Raw genomic sequence first — 24,732 nt, 5'->3', positions numbered from 1 at the left:
AAAATATTTGATACATGAATCATGACTTTTCAAACATCCTCTTACATTGTTATAGACGTGTACCCTGCTGAAAAGCTCGATATTTTTTTTAACGCAGAGACTAAGTATGGCTAGTCTTTACGAAAAACTACCTTTAGGTTGAGGCTTGTTATAAATATCAGAAATTTATGTTCATTTTGTAGCAAAAATTTCATTTATATATTCAACTCTTAAATTTTCAAGTCCTAACATTTCAGTTTTTTTCATTCAGGTGTTATGGTAATCCTAAATCGTTCTCAGAAATTCGCGATCGCTAAGCAGTATAATTAAAAACCACATAATATTTACTTATGTATGCTTTTCTTAAAATACTGCAGAATTAGTTTTATTTGTATAAGCGTGATTTTTAATAACTAGAATTCAATTAAATATTACATGGCTTTAGCAAAATTACTAAGTATTTTTTCTACAACTTAAATAGGATTGCTGTACAGGTATAAACTTATTTCCAAAATTAAGTTAAGCTCAGTACAAAAAGTTATTTCCAGATATATAGATGGACACTGAAAAAATATCGGAACTCATAAGAATGGCTTCTCTAGTTCTCTCTCAAACGAGAAGACCTTTGACAGATGTGGACAAGACTATTCTGGAGCAAGTTTTGGAAGGGAAGAAACTTAAAGATATTCAGGTGACTGGATATGCTGACAGCACCGTACAGCGAGTATTTTGCCCAAACCTTTGGGAAGTATTATCAGACGCTACGGGACACAAAGTACGTATTAATACAGTGAAATTAGTTTTAGAGCAATTATCAAAAGATCCAAAGTATAGCAGAAGTAACGGAGGCGAAAATGCTACCCCTATCGAATCGCTTTCAACTTCCCCCATTCCCTCCAAACAGTTGCGTCATAACTTACCTGCTCATAGTTGCACTACTTTTGTTGGTCGAGAAGAGGAAATTGCTCGGCTTTTGGAGTTACTTTCACCCAGACATTCTGCACACTTAGTTAGCGTCGATGGTATTGGTGGTGTGGGTAAAACAACCCTTGTGTTGGAAGCAGCCTATCGGTGTTTACAAGCCAGTTATAACAATGAAGCTTTCTTAGGTGTGCCTACGTTTGATACCATTATTTTTACCTCAGCCAAACAGTCTTATCTTACTCCTTTCGGTTTGTTGCCAAGTCTAGCTCCAAGACGGACGTTGCACGATATTTTTCGTCAAATTGCGCGAATATTGGATGAGTTAGATATTACAGGGGTGAGTTTTGAAGAGCAATTAGATTTAATTAAAGATGCCCTTTCCTGTCAGCGTACACTGCTAATTGTCGATAATTTGGAGACGGTGGAAAATCAGCAGGATGTTTTGGCATTTTTGTATGAGTTACCCGCAACTGTTAAAGCGGTCATTACCACTCGCGAACAAATTGTGTTTGTACCTGTGCGGTTAACATCAATGCCAGAGGAAGACGGTCTTTGTCTAATTAAGCACGAAGCTCAAGAAAAAGGAGTATCCCTCAGCCACAAAGATCGGCAAGCGGTTTATAAGGTCACAGGAGGTATTCCAGTGGCCATTAGCTACGCAATTGGACAGTTAGCTAACGGCTACCCTATAAATGAAGTATTGGGAGGAATATCTGAGCCTACACAAGATGTTGCCCGTTTTTGCTTTGAAACCTCAATTAAACCACTTGCAGGACAATCAGCTCATAAGTTACTCATGGCACTAGCGCTGTTTCCAATGCCTGCTTTACAAGATGCCCTCATACAAGTTGCTGTTCCGGAAGCGAACTTGAATACAACAAGTACAGATTTAGCTCGATTGCGAGGACTTTCTTTAGTTAGACAAGAAAACAATCGCTACAGTATGCTACCACTGACCCGCGAGTATGCCCTTGCAGAACTTAAAGCTCATCCCGATTTTGAACAAAAAGCAAGGGAAAAGTGGATCGATTGGTACTTAAGCTTTGCCCAAAGGTATACTGGACAGGATGCTAAAAGGTGGCAAGGACAGTTTGATGGGTTGGAGGAGGAGTGGCAAAATTTACAAGCTGTTATTGAATGGTGTATGGTTGAGAATCGATACGACAATATGTTGAAGTTCTGGCAAAATCTTGAGGCATACACCCATGTTATGGGCAGGCAAGAAAGTCGTCTGCGATACTGGGATGACCGTCTAACCTGGACAGCATGGCTAATTCAAGCCGCAGAACAACGTGGGGACTGGTCAGTTACAGCAAAAGTGATGGTTGACCGTGCTTGGACTCTGACCTCAATGGGGAAGCAAACCCAATTAGAAGAAGCAAAAGAACTATTTGCCAAGGCTTGGGAATTGCGTCACCATCAAGAAGCGTTATTTGTGTTGAACTTAGCTAGAAATATAGCAGTCTTAAACATTCAACAGCAAAAGTTTGATGAGGCGCAGAGTTGGTTGACTCACGCAATAGAACTACTGGAGCAAACACAATTAGACGAACAGCAGCGACTGTGGCAGTTAGTGCAAATTCGATATTATGATGGGGAGATTTCGTTCAAAAATAAAAAATATGAGCAAGCAAAAATTATTTTCCAAGAAACTCTAGAACTTGCACAAGCAACGAACTGGGTACGCGCCATCTTCTGTACGCAAAATTGGTTGGCTGATATTGCCATCAAACAAGAAAGACTGGATGAAGCTGAACGACTTTTAATGGAAGGGCTGCACGTCGCTGAAGCGAACGTTGACAAAAGTCGCATTGCATTTTGTCAACGCTCCTTCTCCTCTCTAGCAAAAGCACAAGGTAACTTAGATGCTGCTCGTTGTTGGGCAACTAAAGCATTAGAAAATTTTGAGAAACTGGGAATGCTACCAGAAGTTGAGGAAACACAAAACTTGCTGCAAACACTAAATACAGAAGTATAAAGATATAACACATCGATATTATTAAGCCTCTCCCCATGTCAGGGAGAGGTAATTTCTAGAACACAGATTTGCGTATAAGTAAGTGAATGAATCAAATTCAATGCATCAAATCCACACTATTTTTTGGAGCTTTGTCGATTTTTTTGTGAAATAAACCGGGAATTAATTCGCAATGACTCGCCATCTGTAGAAACATCATATGTCAAAGGTTGGGGATTTTGACGCAAGCAAATAGCACGTCAAAGTTAAGAAGATAGATTATGTAAAATTCAGGAGAATTTCACAACAAGCAGCTGGAGAATTGCTCATAGTACCTTGCCCAAAATTTAGCTCGAATAGTTTTTGCGTTTGAGCAAAAGCTGATTGCCATTCTAAACGTTCAGCTTCTCCTCGAACTCCAAATTCTGGAATGTGTTTAAGACAAACATTAAAGAGGGTTTGGCAGTCTTTTTCAAACTGATGAGTATTAGCTATATGTGCGTGTAAAACTGCATCAATCTCTTGATTGGGAACCATTCTTATGTATGGGTATTTCTGTATTAAAAATAGGAATAACCCATACTGTTGAATTGCAAATATAGCTTGTAGTACACTCAAATTTTGACCTTCATCACATTGGAGAAGTCTGAGAAATATTGCTTGCCAGTCAATACTTTTGAGCTTCTCGAAGAAAATTCGATCTATAGTATCCTGCCAGAAGGTTATGAATAGAGCCTGAATTAAATTCAACTTACATCTCCTGAAAAATCAAAACATTTTCTTCTAACAAGAATTCAATTTAATAACTGTCATTCAGTTGTGCAAGGCTCAATCCAAGTTCATTTTTTGCTCAACAACAAAGCTATCAGAACTGGACTTACGCAACTGGCACAGGCGATAGCTTCGCACTTCGGCTGAAGCCGTATCGCGCAATAATAGTATTTTTGTTCCAGTATGAATGGCGCAACTGGTACAGGGCGGTACCAACGGCGGGCTACGCCTACGCTCTTTAGAAGTACATTTGTATGTTGAGAAAGAATTTCAGCGCTCGGCTCAAGCTTAAATTAGTAATACTAATCAATCTCACGTTAACATAAGTCATGCTTATGATAGCGCTGCTATCACCGATATCAGATCCGATCCGGGATTCTTAATTCAAGCCCATCCAGCGCTTACGTCGAACTCAGGTTTATATAGATGAAAAACGCTCCAGTGCAGACTCTATAGCCCCTAAACTTTTTAAAGTACTAATTGTCGCCTCCGTTAATCCAGTTGCACCAGCGATTTTCATACCCTCGTAAAGTTTTTTATCTCTTAGAATTTTTCTGCACTCACCTGTTGAGGTCTGCCAAATTCTCAGTGTTTCATCTTCACTGCTACTCATCAGTTTATATTCACTGGGACTAAAGGTTACTGACAAAACTCCCCGAGTATGTCCTCGCAATGTTTTAATAAATTGACCGATTTTGACATCCCATAACTTTATCGTTTGATCCATACTACCACTCCCTAGGATGCGTCCGTCAGGGCTGAAGGCGATTGACCAAACCCAACCCATATGTCCGTGCAAAGTTCTCAAGCACTTACCATCAAAAACATTCCATAACCTTACTGTATGATCGTGACCGCCACTGGCTAAAGTTAGACCATCTGGACTAAACGCGACTGACAAAACTCCGTGTTTTTCTTCATGTATAGTTTTTAAACACTTACCATCAAAGATATCCCATAACTTCACTGTGCAATCATGACTGCCACTAGCTAAAGTTAGACCGTCAGGACTGAAAGCCACTGACCAAACCCAATTTGTATGTCCTTGTAAAGTTCTCAAGCATTCACCAGTACTGACATCCCATATCTTTACCGTTTTGTCTTCACTGGCACTTGCTAGCATTTTACCGTTAGGACTGAAAGCCAATGACCAAACTCCATTGCTATGCCCTAACAAACTTCTAAAGTTTTGACCAGTGTTGATGTTCCACAGTTTCACCGTTTTATGACTGCTACTTGCCAGTATTTGACCATCTGGGCTGGAAGCAATTGACCAGATCCTGCTGCTATACCCCTGTAGAGTTTTTAAGCTCTGACCCGTGCTCACATCCCATACTCTTAACGATTGATCGTCACTGCCACTTGCTAGAATTTGACCATTGGGGCTGAAGTGTACTGCTCTAACTATATTATTATGTCCTTGCAACGTTTTCAAGCACTGACCGTTACTGACATTCCACAATTTTACTGTTCGATCCCAACTGCCACTTGCAATGGTTTGCCCATCTTGGCTGAATGCAACTGAAATGACCCAACCGGCGTGACCTTGCAAACTCATCTGACATTTACCAGTGTGAATATCCCATAGCTTTACCGTGCGATCGCCACTAGCACTAGCAAGTCTGTTTCCATCTGGGCTAATAGCAACTGACCAAATCTCCCCATTGTTTTCTTGTAAAGTTTTCAGGCACTTACCATTCCTTGCATCCCACAACTTCAGTGTTTTGTCCACGCTACCACTGGCTAACATTTTGTTGTCAGGACTAAAAACAACTGCTCGCACCATATCGCTATGTCCTTGCAACGTTTTTAAGCACCTACCATCCCTTACATCCCATATTTTTACAGTCTTGTCATCACTGCCACTCGCTAGTACTTTATTATCTGAACTATTCGGGCTGGGTTGTGAAGCAAAAACGAGTGAGGAAATTCCCTTCTTGTGTCCTTGCAAGGTATTAAGATGCTGACCTGTTGTTACATTCCAAAGATTGATTGTTTGATCTTCACTGCCACTGGCAAGGATACTACTGTCAGGACTGAAGGCAATTGATGTTACCCAATCAGTATGACCTCTCAAGATATTTAACTGTCTCCAATCACTAACTTGGTACAAGCAAATCTCGCCATTCATATCCCCTAGGGCAAACAACTTTTGATTGGGGCTAAATGCTAATGATAAAATTCCACTGAAGCTTTCAGCAAATACCGTTTTCGCTAAATTCGCATGTACAAAATTTACATTGTGCAAATTCACGTTTCGCAGATCTGCTTGCCGAATAGTAAGATGCGAAAAGTCGTAGTGACTCAGATCTGTTTTTAAATAACAAAGTAGATTCAGGACGTTTCCTGCTATATAATTTTGTTCTTGCGGAAATGTCTCTCGCAGTTTTAATAAAATTTTCCTAATTTGATTTTTCAATATGTCTTCACTTCTAAAAACAGTGAGTAATCCATCTATAACTGGTTTAAGAATCAGGCGAGTTTGAATCTCTTTAATATAATCTTTAGCTGTGGCTTTTATTAAAGCATGACTTTTCAATAAATTGAGATTGTAGTTGCTAATTTCTTGCCAGCTTTGTTGCACTAAGTCATCAATTATGTACTCCATAACTACAGGTTGTAACGTGAAGAGTTCTGCTCTTTTTTCAACGAGCGATCGCCTTACCAAAGATTCTAGTGCTTCCAGTAATTTTCGTGGTAGTATCAGAGATATGATATCATCCTGTAATTCTGATAATCCAACTGGTTCGCGATTAATTGCCAACCAGTACATTATATTATTTTCTAAATTTGACAACCGCGAAAATTGTTGGTCTATAAGTTCGCGTATATTACCATAAATCGCTGTATCTTCTTCTAAAAATTTAGAAATATTTCCATTAAAAATATCTAAAATTGTTGTGGCAACTATTTTCAAGGCTAAAGCATTACCTGCATAGCGATCGACCACTGCTAGTACATCCGATTCTGAACCGTATAACCCCTTAATTTCAAAGATTTTTTTCCCATCTACCACCTCTAAACCCCTCAGTTGTAATGAACGAACTGGTAGCGATTTACCTTCAAGAAACGCCACTTCTTTCGGTTTTTCCCGTGAAGTCAGCACAAAACAACTCTTGTGAGACACTTCTCCTATTCTTTTAAGAAGTTGACCATATTCCTGATAACCTTCTCGATAGCTTCCCGCAATCGCGCCACTTTGTAGAATGGTCTCAGCATTATCGAGAACAATCAGACAGCGGTATTGGCGTAAATAATTAATAAGTTTAGAGATTCTGCCATCCATAATGTTTGGCAAATCAGCTTCTAAAACTTGGGATTGGGAGAAAAATTGAATCAAATTCGCCAACAGCTCAAAAAGTAATGGGGCATTGTGGAGCGATCTCCAAACAACGTAGTCAAAGCGATCCTGAACTTGTTGAGCTAGCTTTGCAGCTAGAGAGGTTTTCCCAATTCCCCCCATTCCCAACAGTGCTACCAACCGACAATGCTCTGTTGTCAACCATTTCTCTAATGTATTAAGTTCCTCTGTGCGTCCATAAAACACAGAGACATCAATTGCTTCTCCCCAATCCACACTCCCCTTTAATCCCTGCTGAATGGAATTATCCGCAGTTTCTTCCACTCTCTCTAACTGCAAAGATTTGCGCCATTGGCGCTCGATAACAGAGCGCACGTTAGTTTTGCTAACTTTCTCATCCAGTACTTCAGTCAGTAACTGCCAAAGTTGAGGACCAATATGTCGTTTTACGTATACCACTGAGTAGCTAGCGACTGCAGCAATTTGCTCGTAGGTCAAATTCTCCCAAGAACCTTTAAGGATGGAAATCTCTACTGTACTCAACCGTCTTCCCACTTTTATAAAGACAGCTTCATCAGTAAATTTTAACACTTCCTTAAAGTTCATAAGTTATTATAAAGGTTTCTACGCAAACTCTATCATATATGAAACTTTATCGAAACTTTAGTGGAACTTGACTGTATCGATAATTAATATCATGTTCGGTTAAACGCTTATAATATTTGTAGGTTGGGTTGAGGCTTTGCGAAACCCAACAAACTCTACAAAATGTTGGGTTTCGTTCCTCAACCCAACCTACGTTGATAAATTTTATAATAATTCATTACCCGAACTTGATATAACAGAGTTTATGCGACTTTCTGCTAAACTCTATCTTTCCTCAACTGCTCCAAGAGCAAGCAGGTTTGATTTTTGTGCCTCTGTTAAACCTGTAACTCCGTAAATGTTTGTTGCTTCATAAAGACGTTCGATTCTCAAAGTCTTAATGCACTGTCTTGTCTCCACATTCCAGATTTTTAGCTGAGCATTGCCATCTCCACTTGCGAAAAACTGACCTTCAGGGCTGAAAGCAACAGATATAACCCAGACATCATGCTCGGTTAAAATTGCCATGCAACAACCTGTCGCTACATCCCAGAGTTTGATAGTACCGTCGCTGCTACCGGTGGCAAGGATATTGCCCTCAGGATTGAAAGCTATTGTCCATACCCAATTATCGTGGGCGTGCAATATATGAAGACATCGATCTGTTGTCATATCCCACAATCCCACAGTACCATCAGCGCTACCAGTGGCAAGGATATTTCCTTGAGGGCTGATAGCAACCCACCAAACCCAACTGCTGTGTCCTTTGAATATTTGATTGCACTGCCGTGTTTCTAAATCCCAAACTCTTGCAGCGTCGTCAAAACCACCTGCTGCAAGTTTTTTGCCATCTGGGCTAAAAGAAAGCGACAATGTCACAGCTGCTGGTAGTGTTTGCACGGGTTGACCTGTTACTATATCCCACAGTTTAATGGTACGGTCATAGCTACTACTGGCTAGGAGATGACCATCAGGACTAAAGATGGCTCTTGTGACTGTACCTGTATGTCCTTTCAAAACTTTTAAGCACTGTCCTGTCGAAACATCCCACAATCGAATTGTTTGGTCAGCACTACTGCTTGCTATGGTACGTCCATCAGGGCTAAAGACTACCGAAAATAAAAAATCACTGTGTCCGGTAAAACTACGGGATTCACCCTCTAAATTCCACAGTCTGATAATGCGATCGAAACCACCACTGGCAATGATTTTTTCTTGTGCTGTTTCCCCTAGGGCACCTATAGGAGCAAAAGCCAAGTCAGCTACCCAATTGTGCATTCCTTGGAATACTCTAATACATTCTCCATTAGTAATATCCCATAGTCTCACAGAAAAGTCATCACCACCACTGGCAAGCAGAGTTTCTTGGGGGTTAATTGCGATCGCATAAACAGAATTATTATGTCCTGGCAAAGTTTTGATGCATCGTTTAGTAGCAACATCCCAAACTCTGATTGTGGTGTCTATACTAGAGCTGGCAAGAATATTTCCGTTATCCAAAAAAATCACTTTAGGAACTCCATTACTGTGTCCTTCTAAAGTTCCGGTACATAAACCCTTATCCACATCCCAAAGCCTAATAATTGGATCCAAAGCCCCACTTGCAAGCATTCCCGAAGGGCTGAATGTCACGGAGCGAATGCACTCAGTATGCCCTGATAAATTTTTAATACATTGATATCTAGTGAATTCCCATAGTTTGATGGTTTTATCATCACCACCACTAGCAAGAATGCTGCCATCCGGACTCAATGCTAAAGAAAAGATTGCGCTCTTATGTCCCCGTAAAATTTGACGACACTCTCCATCACTGAGATTCCAAACTCGAATATCAGAGTCTGCACCTCCGCTAAAGAGCAGACTTCCACAAGGAGAAAAAACGACGACAAAAGCTCCGCCCGCATGACCTTGCAGAGTTCTTAAACATTCCCCGGTTGTAGCATCCCATAATTTAATGTTATCGTTTTGCGCTCCACTAGCAAGTATGCTACCATCTGGGCTAAAAGCAACACACCAAGCAGAACCAGTATGTCCTTGAAAGCGCACGATCTGCTGACCGGTGACAGCATCCCACAAGCAAATTTGACCTTCTGTGTGAGATGTTGCAAGGGTTTTGCCATCCGGGCTAAACACCGCAGATACAGTGCTAGAGAAAGTTTTGGCAAAGACAGACTTAGATAAATCGCTAAAAGCAAAGTTAACTCGTTTTAAAGAAGTTTCTTGGAGATATGCTTGCCAAATTGTGAGGTGAGAGAAATTATAACCAGTCAAGTCACTTTGTATGTGACACAGTAAGTTAAGAATATTACCACCTGCATACCCCGGTTCTAGTGAAGACAAGGGAGAGGGGGAAGACAAGGGGGACAAGGGAGAATTGGCTACTTTGTCTTCTTGTCTACCTTGTCCCAACCTTTGCAGTTTGTACAAAACTTGAGAAAGCAAATTTTCAATTGCTGACTTGGTGCGTAGGTTTAACAGTAATTGCTCAACAATAGGCTGAAGAATCAACTTAGCTTGAGCAATCCTGATGTTATTTTAGCAGTGGCTTTCATCAATGCATGACTTTGGAACAAGAAATAGACACTGAGAAGCAGAGAAAAATTCTCCTTACTCCTTGTCCCTTGTCCCTTGTCTCCTTATCCCCTTGTCCCTTGTCTCCTTATCCTTATCCCCCCCCACTCTGAATTTCACTACATACCGTTGAACAAATTTTTGTAACATATCCATTAGCACAGGTTGGAGAGTAAATTGTACGGAAGTTTGTGGGGCTGATTTTTTTTCAATTAAATTTCGCCTGCTTAGAGAATCCAATGCTTCCAGCAGTTTCATGGAAGATATGGGTAGGACTAAATCTTCACGCAACTCTGCTATTGTCACTGGTTCCCGATTAATGGTTAACCAGTACATTAAATCTTTCTCTAGTGCAGAAAGACGATAAAATTGCTGTTCTAACAAGTCATAAATACTACCAAATACTGTAGTTCGTTGAGTCTGAAACTCTTTAATATCGCCGTCAAACAATTCCTGAATTGTAGTAGCAATAATTTTCAGCGCGAGAGGATTACCTGAATAATGCTCTATTAAGTTTTGCCAATCTGCATCCGAGCCACAGAAAAAACTTTTGGTTCTAACTAACTCTAGCGCTGCACCAGTACATAAGCCTGGTAAATGTAAAGATCGAACGGGTAAAGTTTCCCCTTCTAAAATTGTAATTTCTTGCGGCTTTTCGCGACTGGTCAGCACAACACAGCTTTGGTGGAATGTTTCTCCTACTTGTTTGAGAAGTTCTTTGTAGTCTTCATACCCCGGTTGGTAATGTCCGGAGTGCTCGTGACGGGCTAATATGGACTCTACATTGTCTAATACAATTAAGCAGCGATGCGATCGCAAGTGTTCCATAAGTTTTGCGATGCGTAAACGCGTAGCATCTTCTTGCAAGACATTGCTATCATTCAGAGATAAGTTGATTGCTTGACCGTTTGCAAAAAACTTCAGCAAACTCGTCAATAAATCTAAAAGAGACGGACTGTTACGAAGACTGCGCCAAACCACAAACTCAAATTGTGTTTGAATTTGAGTTGCTAGTTTTACCGATAGGGAAGATTTGCCAATTCCTCCCATTCCCAGTAAAACAATGAGCCGACAGCGATCGTTCAAAATCCAATGTTCTAACTGAGTCAGTTCCTCGGTGCGCCCAAAAAATATCGACACATCAACAGCTTCTCCCCAATCACAATAGGGAGTAGGGATTAGGGGGTAGGGATTAGGGGATGTTTCTTCACCATTTCCAACTCCTGACTCACTATTCCCGACTCTTTGATAGTCACTTGTGGTTAGCTCCAAGCCAAAAGCTCTAAAAAAATACTCAAGAGTTTGCTTATCAACTCCTTCTTCCCGTGCTAGCACCTTAGAAACTGTAAAAGGAGCTAACTGAGTACGATAGCTTAATTCCTCCAGGGTGAACCTTGCACCGTCATTAACCTGGAATTCTGCCTGATACTTGGCTTCTTGTAGCTTATTCAATCCTGCAAGGCTGAGGATAACACCACGCCTGCGTTTTTGCTTGTGCTTTTCCATAGGGAAGAGGCTCGATCGACCTTCTATTTTAAAAGCTTTAAAGCAGTATCTTAAATTTCTTCAGATTTTATACAGCTTACCATTTTGCCTCAGTATCCTAAAGTTGTTGACCTACGTGAATGGGTGTAATCTGTAATCATCGTTACTTAGCTTATAACTTTCTTCCAGTTTTTTTCGGTTGTTTCATCTGCGGGAAACAGACATTCGATCCGCAGTTCTTGAAGCGTGATGTCATAGGGAGTGCCTAAGGTGGCGATTGTCGAAAAAAACTGTAACTCCAGATGCTCTCGTTTAAGATGAACGGTGAGCAGCAACGCATTTTGTGCTGTTCTATTGGAAGTTTGCCAAATCTCTGAAACTCCTGGATAGCTCATCAGTTCGTTAAGTAAAACGGTAGATTGCTCGCTTTCCCCTTCTACGTTGGGTAATGTCCCGCCATAGGCATTCACTTCTTGATGCAGTCGTTGGAGCAAATGGTTTGCAAAGTCTTCCCAGTTGACAATGAACGGACGCAGCCCCTGGGAATGGAACATAACCCGCATCAAATTAATTTTTCCGTCTATATAGAAGAGGGTTTGCAATTTATCTGAATCGATGAAACTGGTGAGAAGTCGAGTGGCTCCATTGTTTGCCAGCAGCAAATTCCAATAGCGATCGACCACGATTGCTGGTAATGGTTCCTGTTGCTTTAGCATAAAATCGATAGCTTTGCGAATTGATGTCATTTCAGGAGCCGACAAGTCAGTCTCAGCATGAATGGGGGCAAATCCCGCCGCCGTCAGCATCAGGTTTTGCTGTCTCATCGGAATTTCCAGAACAGTCGCTAATTGAATAACCATGTCCTGACTGGGTTTTGCTCGTCCTGACTCTAGGAAACTAATATGCCGTTGAGAGACTTGACTTGTGAGCGCTAGATCGAGCTGACTGTACCCGCGTTGCTCGCGCCAGTGTTTGAGAAGCATCCCGAACGAGCCGGACTTATGGTCATGAGAAGCAGGTGAACGTCGCTGCATGGCAATAATTGTGAGGAGGACGATTTTGATTACCTGACAGGTAATTGCTTCTATTATCTCCCTTTGGCACGATCGAAGCACACCAACCCAAAGGTAAACAATTATGGTGAAGCCAATGAATATCTCGACAACACAATCATTCAACTCAATGAAACCACTGTATTTGCTACTTACCATTGCAGGATCGATCGCGCCTTGGTACTGGCTGCTTCAAGATCCATCTGCGCTGTTATCTCCAACCTTATTTCTGCAAAAAGCGTTTGCAAACAATATTGCCACCGGGCTGACGAGCGATTTGCTAATTTCGGCGATCGCTTTCTTTTATTTTGCCTGGATTGAATTGAAGCGATTAGGTGTTTCTCGGTTATGGATATTTCTCTATGTTGGACTAACCTTTGGGGTTGGGCTTTCTTGCGCCCTACCATTTTTTTTGTACCGCAGAGAACAAAACTTTGGACGCAACTAATTAATGCAAAGGATAACACGATCTATCGACTGTATGATTCTGCGTTATCAGCCTAATAACTATTTGTTAAGTTAGCGTCTTAAAACCTCGATCTTTACTAGCGCAAGTTGGGACGTTATCGGAAACTGTAGTTATTGCTGATGTAGTTATCTACAAGCAAGCATAAGTTGCATGACTTGCTTCTTTGGAGAAAGGTTGTTTTCGTGAGTAGCGTTTGGTGCCATAGTTGACTTTTATGCAGAATTATGCATTAAACGCCTTTTCAAGAACTTATTCAATTTTTTACAGCACTTACCCATGACTAACTCTGTCATTAATCCTATTGAACGTCCACAAGTAACACAACAACTTTCTGAAAATATTATTCTCACAACTGTAGACGACCTGTACAACTGGGCAAAGATGTCTAGTTTGTATCCCTTGATGTTTGGGACAGCCTGCTGCTTTATGGAATTTATGGCTGCCTATGCTTCCCGATTTGATATGGAAAGATATGGCATGATTCCCCGTGCAACTCCCCGACAAGCAGATTTGTTGATTACAGCAGGTACAATTACTATGAAGTATGCGCCAAACTTGGTGCGGCTTTACGAACAAATGCCAGAACCAAAATATGTCATTGCCATGGGAGCATGCACAATCACTGGTGGTATGTTCTGTACCGATTCCCCATCTGCTGTTCGAGGCGTAGATAAGTTAATTCCAGTTGATGTCTACATACCGGGATGTCCTCCCAGACCAGAAGCTGTTATTGATGCCATCATCAAATTGCGGAAAAAGATTGCCAACGAGAGCATGCAAGATAGGCACCAAATTCAGCAAACTCACCGCTACTACAGCACTACCCATAAAATGAAAGTTGTCAACCCGATTAACGATGGGCAATACTTGAAAAGCTCAACACGAGTTGCACCACCACAAGAAATTGCTGCAGCCACAGGGTTAGAATTACCTTTAGCCCTTCAAGCTGCTGAAAATTCTCGCGATTTGTAATTGGGCATTGGGCAAAAGGGCATTGGGCATTAGGGATTGATTTCCTAATCCCTACTCCCTAATCCCTACTCCCTACTCCCTACTCCCCTTATGGATATTGCTGTCTTTTCTTCCCAAGAACTACCATTGGTGCTGGGGGCACTGATGTCTGTGGCAGCTCAACCTGAAGCACTCACACCACAAGAGTATCAGTTTTTACAAGTTATCGACCAAATGCATGAATCTTTTGTTGCTGTTGATGACTTATGTCCGATCGCAGCAAGGCAAATCGGTGAAATTATTACCGATCCCCACCGACGCACACGCTTGCTTCAAATGGCAATGGTTATGGCAATGGTGGATGGAAATATTAAACCCCATCAGCAGAAAGTATTGCGATCGCTTGCAGAAGCCCTTTGTGTTAACGAACAGGGTTTGCGAGTCCTGCACAAAGCTGCCAACGGACATAAACTGTTAGTGCAAATTGATATGATGCGTCGGTTGATGGGTAAATTTGTGGGTGAAGCCTACCAAAAACAAGGAGTGACTGGTATTAAAAAAATGATATTTCCTTTATTGTTTAATGGAGGTGAAGACTCCGAAGTGGCTTGGAAATATCGGCGGCTTGGCTTGCTACCTACAGGAACTTTGGGACGTACATATTGGGAACACTGCACTCAAAGACATTTTAGTTTTCCTGGTGAAAGTGGTGGTATTCCAGAACAAATGGTTTTTCACGATTTTGGTCACATATTATCTGGCTACGATACCGATCCTCAAGGAGAGATCCAGCAAGGAGCGTTTCAAGCTGGTTTCATTCGTGAAGATGGTTTTGTGTTTCTCCTTTTTGCGCTCCTACATTTTCATTTAGGAATTCAAATGGCACCTGTTGCAGATGCTAGTGTTGGATTGTTTGACATTCCTTTGGTGATGCAAGCTTTACAGCGTGGTGCTGCTTGTAAGGTAGATCTTTCCAAGAATTGGAATTTTTGGGAAGTTGTGGAAGTGCCTGTGGAGGATTTGCGCGATCGCTATGGTATTCCATCTCTTAATGGTTTTTCAGCGTGATTTAGAGTAGTATTTAACCGCAGATGAACGCAGATGAACGCGGATAAAATATGTTTGATACAATTCAAAAAATTCAAGCTCTGGAAGCTTATAGAAAATCTGACAATCTTGGTGATTTCGCTATTCTAAAATCTGATTTATTCGGTGCAAAAGCAGAACCGATGGTAGCATTTAAATTGCAACAAGTTGTGGGGTATCATCCCTATATTAACTTGGAAGAATTGAGCAAATATCCCAAAGGAACTTTTGGACGAGAATATGCAGATTATATGCAAGCAAATAATTTGAAGCCGTTTAATGTTAGTGCTGAACTAGAAGAGGTTGCTAAACGCAATGTCTTTGCCCTAAGATATGTGGTTACTCACGATATTTTTCATCTCTTGCTGGGCTTTGATACCAGTTATGCAGGAGAAATAGGGGTATATGCTTTTGCCTCTTCTCAAAACTACAGCAAATCTTTAAAAATTAGCTTGTGGTTGGCAAAATTGCTTTATCCTCTCTTAGCTCCTCAGCAGTACAAAGATATTTTTGATAATGTCAAAAAAGGGATTGAGCTTGGCAAAAAAGCAGAATTTCTCTTGGGATTTCGTTTTGAAGAACACTGGGCAGAACCCATCAATGAATTAAAGATTCGATTGGGTTTACTACCCTAAATATTTAGCTACTAACCACTAACTACTGTACGGGTGCATTGCCTTGCGCCCCCTACTAACTACTAACCTCTAAGAGGATGTTTGAAAAGTTATGGAGGGTTAGATTTTATGCCAATCGCCTCACCATAATACGAATCATGGCAATGTATACAAATGTCTCTGCGGTTTCGGGAAGTAGCTCATAGTCCTTGTTCAATCTTCGACACCCTTCGGGTTCGCTAGTCGCTACAACTCTGGGAACCAGAGCAACGCGCTAGCTCACCAAGTTAACCAACCCAAGGTTCGCTCGACGACCCAACGTTTGGGTAACAATACAAACTCCCTACGTTCTTTTGGCCGTATAACTACCTGCACGATCCAACGGCAGAAATCCATTACCCAATGCATAAATGGATTGCCATTAAAACCAGCGTCAACCCAGATTGTATGCAGTCGCGATAGGTCAGGTTCCATTTGTTTGACCTTCTTTAACACCTGTTTACCGCCTATGCCTTCGGCACGCTAACGCGAACGCGCTCACCTACACGCTTCTGCGGTAATTAATACCCGTAATACTAAGCCCAAAGTATCTACTGTGAGAAATCGTTTGCGTCCCTTCACTTTTTTACCCGCATCATAACCGACTGCTTCACTCACCATTGCCGCACTTTTAACACTTTGGCTGTCTATGATAGCTTCAGATGGACTTGGTTCGCGATCGCGCTTCAACCCTCGTCCAGTTTCGCAGTCTGTCGTGTATTCTTACCCAGGTTCCATCCAGTCGCCAATTCCCAATTGTGTATAAACTGTTTGCCAGTTGGGAAAGTCACCAGGTAACGCACGCCATCGACACCCTTCGCACAGAACATAAAAAATGGCGTTAAGCACCGAACATATATCCGCTTCTCTTGGACGCCCGCCTGGTAAGGAAGGTGGAATCAAAGGTTCGATCAGCTCCCATTGCTCTTGAGTGAGGTTGGTGGAGTATGATTTACTCATAGTTAGTCTCTCAGTGGTGCTGTTGTCTTTACTTATTAACCGCGATTAGCCCTGAGAGCTTTTTTTACTCAATTGCCGACTTTTCAAACATCCTCTAAAGGTAAGTGCTTGCCTTGGGAACGTGACTGCTGCAAGTCCACCACTTTTTCTGTATTGTGGCAACGATGGTCTATCAACTTCTCCTCTGTAATATGCATTAACCAACCCATTGTAAGAAGTAATTGACTCACCTACAGATTTTAATGTTTGCTGTGCGGCTTGTGCAGCTAGAACCTTGTAATGTAGATTGTCCTTAAGAACTTTATCCAGTTCGGGATAAGTCACAAAACATTTGTAAGTTTTCCATCCATGTCGGAGTTCATCACCTTTCCAATAGGTCGTAAAAGCATTACCGGACTCTTCTAGTCTTGAATAATGAGTTTGACGAACATGATAAAGAGCACAATTAATCAAACTGTTAGCGTGTTGGCACTGATCTAACCAAAACGCTTCTTCAATATCTGTAAACTGTGCTTTTACTGGCAAAGTTTTGTACACTTGTCATCACCTCCTGTTGCTGATTATCTTAGTTACTACATATCTTGTCAACATAAATCCGGAAATGGCAAAACTCTCTAAAGAAGACCACGACTACCGAAGAACGGAGAATTCTGTCTCCTCAATCAATTACCCCGATCGTGTTTGTACCAAAGCGAAGAAGACCCGTACTTGTCACTGATATTGCCAGAAGATTACAGGAAATAATCTTTGAACTAGTGCAAGAACATAACTGGAGACTCATTGCATTAGAAATTCAACCTGACCACGTACATATGTTTATCAATGCGCCTACAGATGAAGCCCCTTCACAAATTGCGCTCCGGGGTCAAAGGTCGTGCATCTCATCACTTGAGAAAAGAATTTCCTTCCTTAAAAAAACTACCTGCTTTGTGGACACCGACCTACTTTGTAGCGTCAACAGGTCAAGTTAGCACAGAGGTAGTAAAAAAGTACATTGAGAATCAGCGTGGGAAATGAAGACAACAGGTTAAAACCTGTTGCGTCGCGCATCCCGTCCCTGTTTAAAACTCAGGGGTTCTCGCGCTCCCACTATATTTTGATAGTTTACCAGAAGTCCGTGAAAAACTGCTACAGGAATTGAACTCCATTGATATTCCTCATACCGAACCCACAGAAATAGCCAAATTGCCCTATTTAAATGCTGTTTGTTCGGAAACTTTAAGAATGTACCCGGTTGTTTTCTTCTCCCAAGCCAGAATTCTCCAAGCTCCTATGCAGCTCGTGGGCTATGAGATACCAAAGGGCATGATGTTAGCACCGTGTATTTATTTGACTCACCATCGCCCCGATCTCTACCCAGAATCAAAGCAATTTAAACCAGAAAGATTTTTAGAACGGCAGTTTTCTCCCTATGAATATTTGCCTTTTGGCGGAGGAAATCGGCGCTGTCTTGGCATGGCGTTTGCCATGTTTGAGATGAAATTAGTACTGGCTACAATTTTATCACATAGCTCATTTACACTGGCTGAAAAGCGACCTTTATTTCCTGTTCGTCGCGGGTTGACATTTGCGCCGAATGGAGGAGTCCGATTGATGTTGAAGGAACGCAAATAAGGACAATACTTACTCTAACAGTAGAAAAAGCTGACAACACAAGCGCTACTCTTATTTATTACAATGCTGCTAGCCCATCCTTGTAATTGGATGGGAGCAAAACCTATACCTGTTCTTCCATTTGATGTGGAACGTCGTCTTAAAAAGAGCGTTGGAGCTTACTTGGAAATCTTCTCCAGCTTGTAGTATATTTGAAATATTCTATTAAATCTAACTTTTCCTACTTGATTCTTCTATTGCAAAACATTTACATAAGTAACTCACTTTTCGCACTTTATAAATTTATTTAGCTGTGATATGTGGTGCATAATGCCTTTCACTTGATTGTTTTTAATTGCTGACATAAAGCTCTACTAATTTTGTTATAACTTATTGACGAGCTTAAATTCGTTGTGATATATAATGAACGTAATAAAAACAAAAAAATAAAAAACACCATACATAATCTAATGCTTACTAATTATATAGATTGTATTGGGTGCAGATTCTTTAAAATTCAACAAATTATCATTGATTTGTAGGTAAAAGGTGTTTTTATTAATTTTTTGTGAGAAGTAAAAGAAATCTCTGTTGCGATATCCTTTGTGCTTCTCTATCCACAAGAACTTCTCCAAGTCCCAGTACTTTGTTAAAACTTTGTACCACCTCGTTCCCAGCTTGAGCTGGGAACGAGAGAGGAAATAGTGGTTTACCTATGTGGTGAACCACTAGAACATCGATTCATTCATCCGAGTGACGGTAACAAAATCACCGTTTCGGCACTCCTAAGCCTATAATCTACCACCTGCTATCTACCGAGTGACTATTAATGAATTGGTGTTCTGGTACAAAGAAGAATGCAAGAGTTTGGTTTCATTTTTGAAACCTATAGCCTGTTTCCTATAGGATACCAGGGTTTTGGCAAGTTAAATAATCAAGAAAAGGAGACGGCTATGAGTACTATCATTGGAACCGGAGGAAACGACACCCTCCTAGGTACTGACGCAAACGATTTGATTCGTGCTTTAGAAGGGAATGACTTTGCCGATGGTGATGATGGCAATGATACTCTCTTGGGAGGAGCAGGTTCTGATACCCTGCTGGGTAACGATGGAACTGACTCCCTTGACGGTGGGGATGGCACGGACTATCTCTATGGCGATGATGCTAATGACATCCTTAATGGCGGAAATGGCAGCGATTTTCTCAATGGTGAAAATGGCAATGACTCTCTCAATGGCGGTAGTCAGAATGATACCCTCTTTGGTCAGGACGGTGATGACACTCTTTTAGGCTCTGCTGGAAATGACTTTCTTGGAGGGGCTATATTTGATGGTGCAGGTAACATCATTAATCTTGAGTCTGGCAATGATTTCTTAGATGGCGGAGACGGTAATGACATTATTGATGGTTCGGATGGAAATGACACTATCTTAGGCGGAATTGGTCTTGATTCCCTCTTAGGTGGAGATGCTAGTGACTCGATTGAGGGTGGAGAAAGTGCCGATACCCTTGATGGTGGCGTGGGAGATGACACTTTAAATGGTGGAAATGGTACAGATATCCTCAAGGGTGATATAGGCAGTGATACTCTCAATGGCGGGATAAGCAACGACATCCTCTACGGTGAGGGTGGCGATGACCCCCTCAATGGCGGGAATGACATTCTCAATGGTCAGGATGGCAATGATACTGTTGTTGGTGGTGTTGGTAGCGATACGCTAATTGGCGGTGCTGGTACTGACATTTTTCTCTTCAATAACCCTGGTGAAGGAATTGATAACATTACAGATTTTTCTGTTGTTAATGACACTATCTATGTGTCGGCTAATGGGTTTGGTGGCGGGCTACAGTCAGGCGTACTCACGGCAAATCAATTTTATTTGGGTTCACTAGCAAGTGATGGCTTAGATCGGTTTATCTACGACAGAAGCACAGGTGTTTTGTACTTTGATGTCGATGGTACAGGTAGCACTTCACAAGTAGAGATAGTCAGACTGTCTAACAATCCGGCGATCGCTAGAAATGATATTGTTATCAAATAATATCAACGAGCAGTTGATCGTCAGTAATCGGTGATTCCCCAATCGCTGGTACTGAAAGACTACGTTTGAATGCAATTTGGTATAAGTATCGCCAACAGTCTGCAAAATCTCAATTGTGAAGCGCTTGTCGAGCAGGTAACTTTTTACCATACTGAATGGCTCTCTCTAATTTGAAAGAGGGTAGTGGTGGAAGCTACAAAAACAAACTCATAGGACTTAGTACCGTGCATTAAGTCCGTTCACGCGAACTCAATACTAACTTGGGCTGATAAGGCAAAGGCGACAAATCACGATTCTCATGCTAATTACCACACTTAATTCTCATAATCTATTTTTTGACAATGCGTCATCGCTAAAAATACCATTAAAAGAACATTGGAGTTAGTTAAATCTCTTCTGTAGTGTGTAGTATATTTTAATTTTCGATGAAATTTAATGGTTTTTATTTGATTCTTCTATACAAAAAATTTACATAAGTAACTTACTTTTCTTACTTTATAGATCGATCTGTGATAAGAATACATAATTCCTTTCAGTGGAGGGAATTAATATACTGTTCCTAACTGCTTATATAAAAGTAGATACTGTGAAGCAGGTATTTGTTTTCGCAACTGATATCAAACAAATTCTGACAACATACCGTGCTCTACGAACTTTATTATAACTCATTGACGAGCTTAATTTTTTTGTGGTATAGAATAAAAATACTATAACTATTCATGAACTTCACAAAAAATTTACATAATTAACTCACGTTTCTCCACCGTATAAATGAATTAAGCCTTAATGCATAAAGGCAATAATGGGATAACCGACATCTTGCACCAAGAAAAATAATATATTTTTATACTCAGTAATAAACCTGAAACCCTTATTTAACCTATAAAAGCCAATTGAAGTCATGTAACTTTATTGCGCTGCTTTTAACTAAGTCTAGGCTTCTATGGAGAGGTGCAAGACCTAAGATAAGATACAAACGCTAATCTTTATGACCTCTTAATATCAAATCAAACTTATAAAGTAATGTTATTATTTTCCGGATATTGCCATAACTGATTGACGCGATTCTATTCCTCATGGTATAAAACAGTAGTAATGTGATTAGTGTTGTGATATCTGTTAAATGAGCTTCTTTCTAAATAACACTCTCTAAAGACTTACAGTTTTTCGTAGGTCTGGCAGATCAATGCTTTAATAAGCTCTAGTAATTTTTGAGCTTGAATATAGCATGACTTACCTTAGGGATTTGTGTTGAATTTAGTGCCTACAGAGAATCTGCTTAAACTCGACAAATTCTTGGTATCCCAGTGCCTTCGAAGTTTGTTCGTAGAAGAGCGAGAAATGTTAATCTGGCTTAACTTAACAGAGCAATCATAGAGAGATTGTGTTGTAAATACTAACGTTTCATGTATTTTGAGTTCGCCTTTATTTCTTTAATAAAGATAATTCTGTAATCTCTGGCATATTTGTAGGCATATGTCCAGGCTGGTTACCGAACATTTGTGTTCACGTACATTGTCTCCATCACGAGATGATGTGTGTTGAGCTTTTCTTCGTTGTAGCAATTGCTATTCTAAACGAAGATTATACTCTTGCGTTCTCAAGAATAATGATGATGATTGGTAAGATTTGCAAAGAGGCAACAGTAAGGGGGGTATCCCAATTTGGGACATTGCCCTCAGAATAGAATTCTGGGGTTATATAAACCAAGTCCGCCTACGCGGACTTACTTGACGCCTGCATAGCTTTCAAGCACACTAGCAACACTTTTGATTCTTTTTGAAAGGACAAATTTATGGCAGTTAGAAACGGAACACCCGAATCAGATACCCTTGAAGGTACTGCTCAAGCTGATACCCTGCGCGGTAACGCGAAAGATGACCTGTTATTTGGCTTAGGCGGTAATGACTTCCTCAATGGTGGACCTGATAAAGACACCCTGTATGGTGGAGCAGGAGCTGATAGCCTAGTTGGGGGAACAGGAGAAGATTCTTTGTATGGTGAAGGTGGCAATGACACTCTCGACGGCGGTCAAAGTCTTGTTGATGACAAAGACTTCCTAGATGGAGGACCGGGCAGTGATTATCTTTTTGGTGGACCTGAGGATACGGTACTTGGAGGTGCAGGCCCAGACACTCTGATTGGTAGTGACTATAATGACCTGCTTTACGGTGATGACACAGAAGGATTGGTTACGGGTGGCAACGACATTCTCTTAGGCGGAGATGGTTTTGACACTCTCTACGGTGGAGATGGTAACGACAGCCTCAACGGTGAGGCTGGCAGTAGCACCCTCTATGGAGATGGCGGCAATGACACTCTCCAAGGTGGAGCTGAAGGTGATTACTTAAAGGGTGGAGAAGGAGCTGATTCCCTTTTAGGTGCAGGCGGCAATGACACTATCTACGGTGATGGTGATGGGGTAGAAAGTCTTGCTGGCGATGACTTCATCAATGGCGGTGCTGGCGATGACTTCCTAGATGGCGGTGCCGGTCGGGACAGGATTTTAGGTGCAGGTGGCAATGATACTCTCACTGGGGGTGAAGACGGAGTTGCTGACACCCTCATTGGCGGTGAAGGTACTGACATCTTTGTACTATCTATTTTTGATTTTGAACCTGGAGATCCCGTTCCTCAAGGTGACAGAATCGAAGGCTTTCAAAATGGTATAGATTTCTTCGAGGTGGATCTCTCCTTTGAGGAGCTTTCTTTCACCCGTGTCAATATTGATGGTCAAGTTAGTACTCGGATATCAGTGACTGCAACTAGCGAAGTCATAGCAAACGTAATTGGTGTACCTCCCGGACAGATTGATGTACTAGATTTTCTTGCTTAGGAAATGGGTAACCAGGTAAGTGAACTGGGATCTCTCCGAGCTACACGTACCTGAGAAGTTACCCCGAACAATTTCACTGTTTTCATCTTAGTATCTCCTGCTGTCTCTTACTAAAGGGACAGTGGGATTAAAATGACAAAAATTCGGAATTGAGGCGTTCGGGAATTGAAAGTTCTGAGCTTTATACTTCCCTTGTTCATTTCACTCAACCAATCATGCGAATTTTATTTCTGCACCCCAATTTCCCAGCCCAGTTTCGTCACGTCGCGGCGGCTTTGGCTCAAGACAAGCGACATCAAGTGGTTTTCGGCACCACCCGTCGCGATGGTAATATCCCTGGTGTTCATAAGGTTATTTATACCTCACAACGGGAAGCACGACCAGAAACCCATCACTACGTCAGACCTTTAGAAAATGCCGTGCTTCAAGGTCAGGCTGTTTATCGCGTGGCCGAACAACTCCGTTCGCGGGGGTTCGTCCCGGATGTTGTCTACGGTCATTCCGGTTGGGGTCCGACTCTACTCATCAAAGACATTTTTCCAAAAGCTAAATTACTTTGCTATTTTGAATGGTTTTACCACGCTCACGGTACGGATGCAGATTTTGACCCCAATGAACCTCTAAATGCTGACGATGAAGCACGCATTCGTCTGAAAAATGCTCCTATTTTACTCGATTTATACAGTTGCGATCGCGGTCTTTCTCCCACCTATTGGCAAAGGCAGCAATTTCCGCCAGAATATCACAACAAAATTACTGTATGCCACGATGGCATTGATACCAATTTCTTTTGTCCCAAACCCGGAGCTAAGTTGGTACTACCACGCATCAATTTAGACCTATCTCACGCAGAAGAAATTGTGACATATGTAGCAAGGGGCATGGAACCTTACCGGGGTTTTCCACAGTTTATGGAGGCAGTTGCCTTGTTGCAAGAACGGCGACCCCAGTGCCATGTTGTGATTGTAGGCGAAAACCGCGTAGCTTACGGGAAAACACTGCCAGAGGGCAGAACATACAAAGAGGCGATGCTGGAAAAATATGCCCTTGACCTAAGCAGAATTCATTTTACAGGTTGGTTGCCTTATTCGGAATACTTGCAAGTTCTTCAAGCGTCTTCGGTACACGTTTATCTGACCCGTCCTTTTGTGTTGTCTTGGTCAATGTTGGAGGTGTTATCAGCAGGTTGCTTGCTAGTCGCTTCTGACACTGCACCTGTTACAGAGGTGATTCAAGATGGTGTCAACGGGCTGTTAGTTAACTTTTTTTCAGCAGGTGAAATCTGCGATCGCATCTGTGAAGCACTCCAGTATCCAGAAAAAATGGCAGCTATTCGCGAGCGAGCAAGGCAAACAATTCTAGAGCACTATGACTTGTCGCAATTGTTACCACAGCATTTACGCTGGATACAGCAGCAAGAAGATAACAAAAGCAAAATACTAACTTGGGTTGATAAGACGAAGGTGACAAATCTTATTGCAGGCGATCGCGTCTCATAACCAATTCATTTTTGC

The 24,732-nt window shown here is 41.4% G+C and carries 14 protein-coding genes and 4 pseudogenes; 11 read left to right on the top strand and 7 right to left on the bottom strand.

Annotated elements, in window-relative coordinates; all coding sequences use genetic code 11:
• Positions 1 to 568 precede the first annotated feature (568 nt).
• Positions 569 to 2,881: a tetratricopeptide repeat protein gene (locus F7734_RS33360; RefSeq protein ID WP_166482303.1), complete on the top strand. Its 2,313-nt coding sequence runs from the start codon at positions 569 to 571 to the stop codon at positions 2,879 to 2,881.
• A gap of 258 nt (positions 2,882 to 3,139) precedes the next feature.
• Here the strand turns inward: F7734_RS33360 and F7734_RS33355 are convergent, their stop codons facing one another.
• The 5 genes from F7734_RS33355 to F7734_RS33340 form a co-directional block, all read right to left on the bottom strand.
• Positions 3,140 to 3,610 carry a hypothetical protein gene (locus F7734_RS33355; RefSeq protein WP_155748827.1) on the bottom strand — a complete coding sequence of 157 codons (471 nt, stop codon included), beginning with the start codon at positions 3,608 to 3,610 and terminating at the stop codon, positions 3,140 to 3,142.
• A gap of 439 nt (positions 3,611 to 4,049) precedes the next feature.
• Positions 4,050 to 7,538, bottom strand: a complete 3,489-nt coding sequence (locus F7734_RS33350; protein WP_155748826.1) for an NB-ARC domain-containing protein — start codon at positions 7,536 to 7,538, stop codon at positions 4,050 to 4,052.
• 264 nt (positions 7,539 to 7,802) lie between these two features.
• Positions 7,803 to 10,025 carry a hypothetical protein gene (locus F7734_RS64115; RefSeq protein WP_243147223.1) on the bottom strand — a complete coding sequence of 741 codons (2,223 nt, stop codon included), beginning with the start codon at positions 10,023 to 10,025 and terminating at the stop codon, positions 7,803 to 7,805.
• Between the two features lie 99 nt (positions 10,026 to 10,124).
• Complete coding sequence (locus F7734_RS64110; RefSeq protein ID WP_243147222.1) at positions 10,125 to 11,594, bottom strand: NB-ARC domain-containing protein; 1,470 nt, start codon at positions 11,592 to 11,594, stop codon at positions 10,125 to 10,127.
• A 146-nt stretch (positions 11,595 to 11,740) separates the two neighbouring features.
• Positions 11,741 to 12,784 carry a helix-turn-helix domain-containing protein gene (locus F7734_RS33340; RefSeq protein WP_243147221.1) on the bottom strand — a complete coding sequence of 348 codons (1,044 nt, stop codon included), beginning with the start codon at positions 12,782 to 12,784 and terminating at the stop codon, positions 11,741 to 11,743.
• On the opposite strand from F7734_RS33340, the gene F7734_RS33335 reads away from it, so the two are divergent.
• From F7734_RS33335 to F7734_RS33320, 4 genes are all read left to right on the top strand, one after another.
• A complete protein-coding gene (locus F7734_RS33335; protein WP_243147220.1) occupies positions 12,756 to 13,073 on the top strand; it encodes a DUF2834 domain-containing protein in 318 nt (105 codons plus the stop codon). The genes F7734_RS33340 and F7734_RS33335 overlap by 29 nt on opposite strands.
• Positions 13,074 to 13,370: 297 nt before the next feature.
• Positions 13,371 to 14,066, top strand: coding sequence for an NADH-quinone oxidoreductase subunit NuoB (gene nuoB, locus F7734_RS33330; protein WP_155748824.1), 696 nt, complete (start codon positions 13,371 to 13,373; stop codon positions 14,064 to 14,066).
• A gap of 90 nt (positions 14,067 to 14,156) precedes the next feature.
• Positions 14,157 to 15,113 carry a hypothetical protein gene (locus tag F7734_RS33325; RefSeq protein WP_155748823.1) on the top strand — a complete coding sequence of 319 codons (957 nt, stop codon included), beginning with the start codon at positions 14,157 to 14,159 and terminating at the stop codon, positions 15,111 to 15,113.
• 50 nt (positions 15,114 to 15,163) lie between these two features.
• Positions 15,164 to 15,766, top strand: a complete 603-nt coding sequence (locus F7734_RS33320; protein ID WP_155748822.1) for a Coq4 family protein — start codon at positions 15,164 to 15,166, stop codon at positions 15,764 to 15,766.
• Positions 15,767 to 15,872: 106 nt separating this feature from the next.
• On the opposite strand, the pseudogene F7734_RS33315 reads toward F7734_RS33320, so the two are convergent.
• Together F7734_RS33315 and F7734_RS33310 are read right to left on the bottom strand one after the other, a co-directional pair.
• Positions 15,873 to 16,744, bottom strand: a pseudogene (locus tag F7734_RS33315) (IS5 family transposase).
• 87 nt (positions 16,745 to 16,831) lie between these two features.
• Positions 16,832 to 17,281, bottom strand: a pseudogene (locus F7734_RS33310) (RNA-guided endonuclease TnpB family protein); the annotation flags it as partial.
• A gap of 140 nt (positions 17,282 to 17,421) precedes the next feature.
• Between F7734_RS33310 and F7734_RS64105 the strand changes: the two are divergent.
• The 6 genes and pseudogenes from F7734_RS64105 to F7734_RS33285 all read left to right on the top strand — a co-directional run.
• Positions 17,422 to 17,541: pseudogene (locus F7734_RS64105) on the top strand (transposase); the annotation flags it as partial.
• Positions 17,542 to 17,566: 25 nt separating this feature from the next.
• The gene (locus F7734_RS64100; protein ID WP_347566331.1) at positions 17,567 to 17,761 is read left to right on the top strand and encodes a transposase; all 195 of its coding nucleotides are present in this window, start codon (positions 17,567 to 17,569) and stop codon (positions 17,759 to 17,761) included.
• 102 nt (positions 17,762 to 17,863) lie between these two features.
• Positions 17,864 to 18,358: pseudogene (locus F7734_RS33300) on the top strand (cytochrome P450); the annotation flags it as partial.
• Between the two features lie 932 nt (positions 18,359 to 19,290).
• The gene (locus F7734_RS33295) at positions 19,291 to 20,382 is read left to right on the top strand and encodes a calcium-binding protein (protein WP_155748820.1); all 1,092 of its coding nucleotides are present in this window, start codon (positions 19,291 to 19,293) and stop codon (positions 20,380 to 20,382) included.
• 1,795 nt (positions 20,383 to 22,177) lie between these two features.
• Entirely contained in the window at positions 22,178 to 23,218 is a 1,041-nt protein-coding gene (locus F7734_RS33290; RefSeq protein WP_155748819.1) for a calcium-binding protein, read from the top strand.
• Between the two features lie 215 nt (positions 23,219 to 23,433).
• Positions 23,434 to 24,717 (top strand): glycosyltransferase family 4 protein, encoded by a 1,284-nt coding sequence (locus tag F7734_RS33285; protein WP_155748818.1) that lies wholly within the window; start codon positions 23,434 to 23,436, stop codon positions 24,715 to 24,717.
• Positions 24,718 to 24,732: the final 15 nt, after the last annotated feature.

It is taken from the genome of Scytonema sp. UIC 10036 (genome assembly GCF_009725235.1).
Note: the sequence above shows the minus strand (reverse complement) of the source record. Positions and strands in the feature narration are given on the sequence as shown.

Bases quoted from the DNA above. Each gene is read 5' to 3' on its own strand.
- F7734_RS33295 (WP_155748820.1), top strand. From the start codon at position 19,291: ATGAGTACTATCATTGGAACCGGAGGAAACGACACCCTCCTAGGTACT.
- F7734_RS64110 (WP_243147222.1), bottom strand. From the start codon at position 11,594: ATGGAAAAGCACAAGCAAAAACGCAGGCGTGGTGTTATCCTCAGCCTT.
- F7734_RS33290 (WP_155748819.1), top strand. From the start codon at position 22,178: ATGGCAGTTAGAAACGGAACACCCGAATCAGATACCCTTGAAGGTACT.
- nuoB (WP_155748824.1), top strand. From the start codon at position 13,371: ATGACTAACTCTGTCATTAATCCTATTGAACGTCCACAAGTAACACAA.
- F7734_RS64100 (WP_347566331.1), top strand. From the start codon at position 17,567: ATGCGCCTACAGATGAAGCCCCTTCACAAATTGCGCTCCGGGGTCAAA.
- F7734_RS33285 (WP_155748818.1), top strand. From the start codon at position 23,434: ATGCGAATTTTATTTCTGCACCCCAATTTCCCAGCCCAGTTTCGTCAC.
- F7734_RS33350 (WP_155748826.1), bottom strand. From the start codon at position 7,538: ATGAACTTTAAGGAAGTGTTAAAATTTACTGATGAAGCTGTCTTTATA.
- F7734_RS33320 (WP_155748822.1), top strand. From the start codon at position 15,164: ATGTTTGATACAATTCAAAAAATTCAAGCTCTGGAAGCTTATAGAAAA.
- F7734_RS33325 (WP_155748823.1), top strand. From the start codon at position 14,157: ATGGATATTGCTGTCTTTTCTTCCCAAGAACTACCATTGGTGCTGGGG.
- F7734_RS33340 (WP_243147221.1), bottom strand. From the start codon at position 12,784: ATGGTAAGTAGCAAATACAGTGGTTTCATTGAGTTGAATGATTGTGTT.
- F7734_RS33335 (WP_243147220.1), top strand. From the start codon at position 12,756: ATGAAACCACTGTATTTGCTACTTACCATTGCAGGATCGATCGCGCCT.
- F7734_RS33360 (WP_166482303.1), top strand. From the start codon at position 569: ATGGCTTCTCTAGTTCTCTCTCAAACGAGAAGACCTTTGACAGATGTG.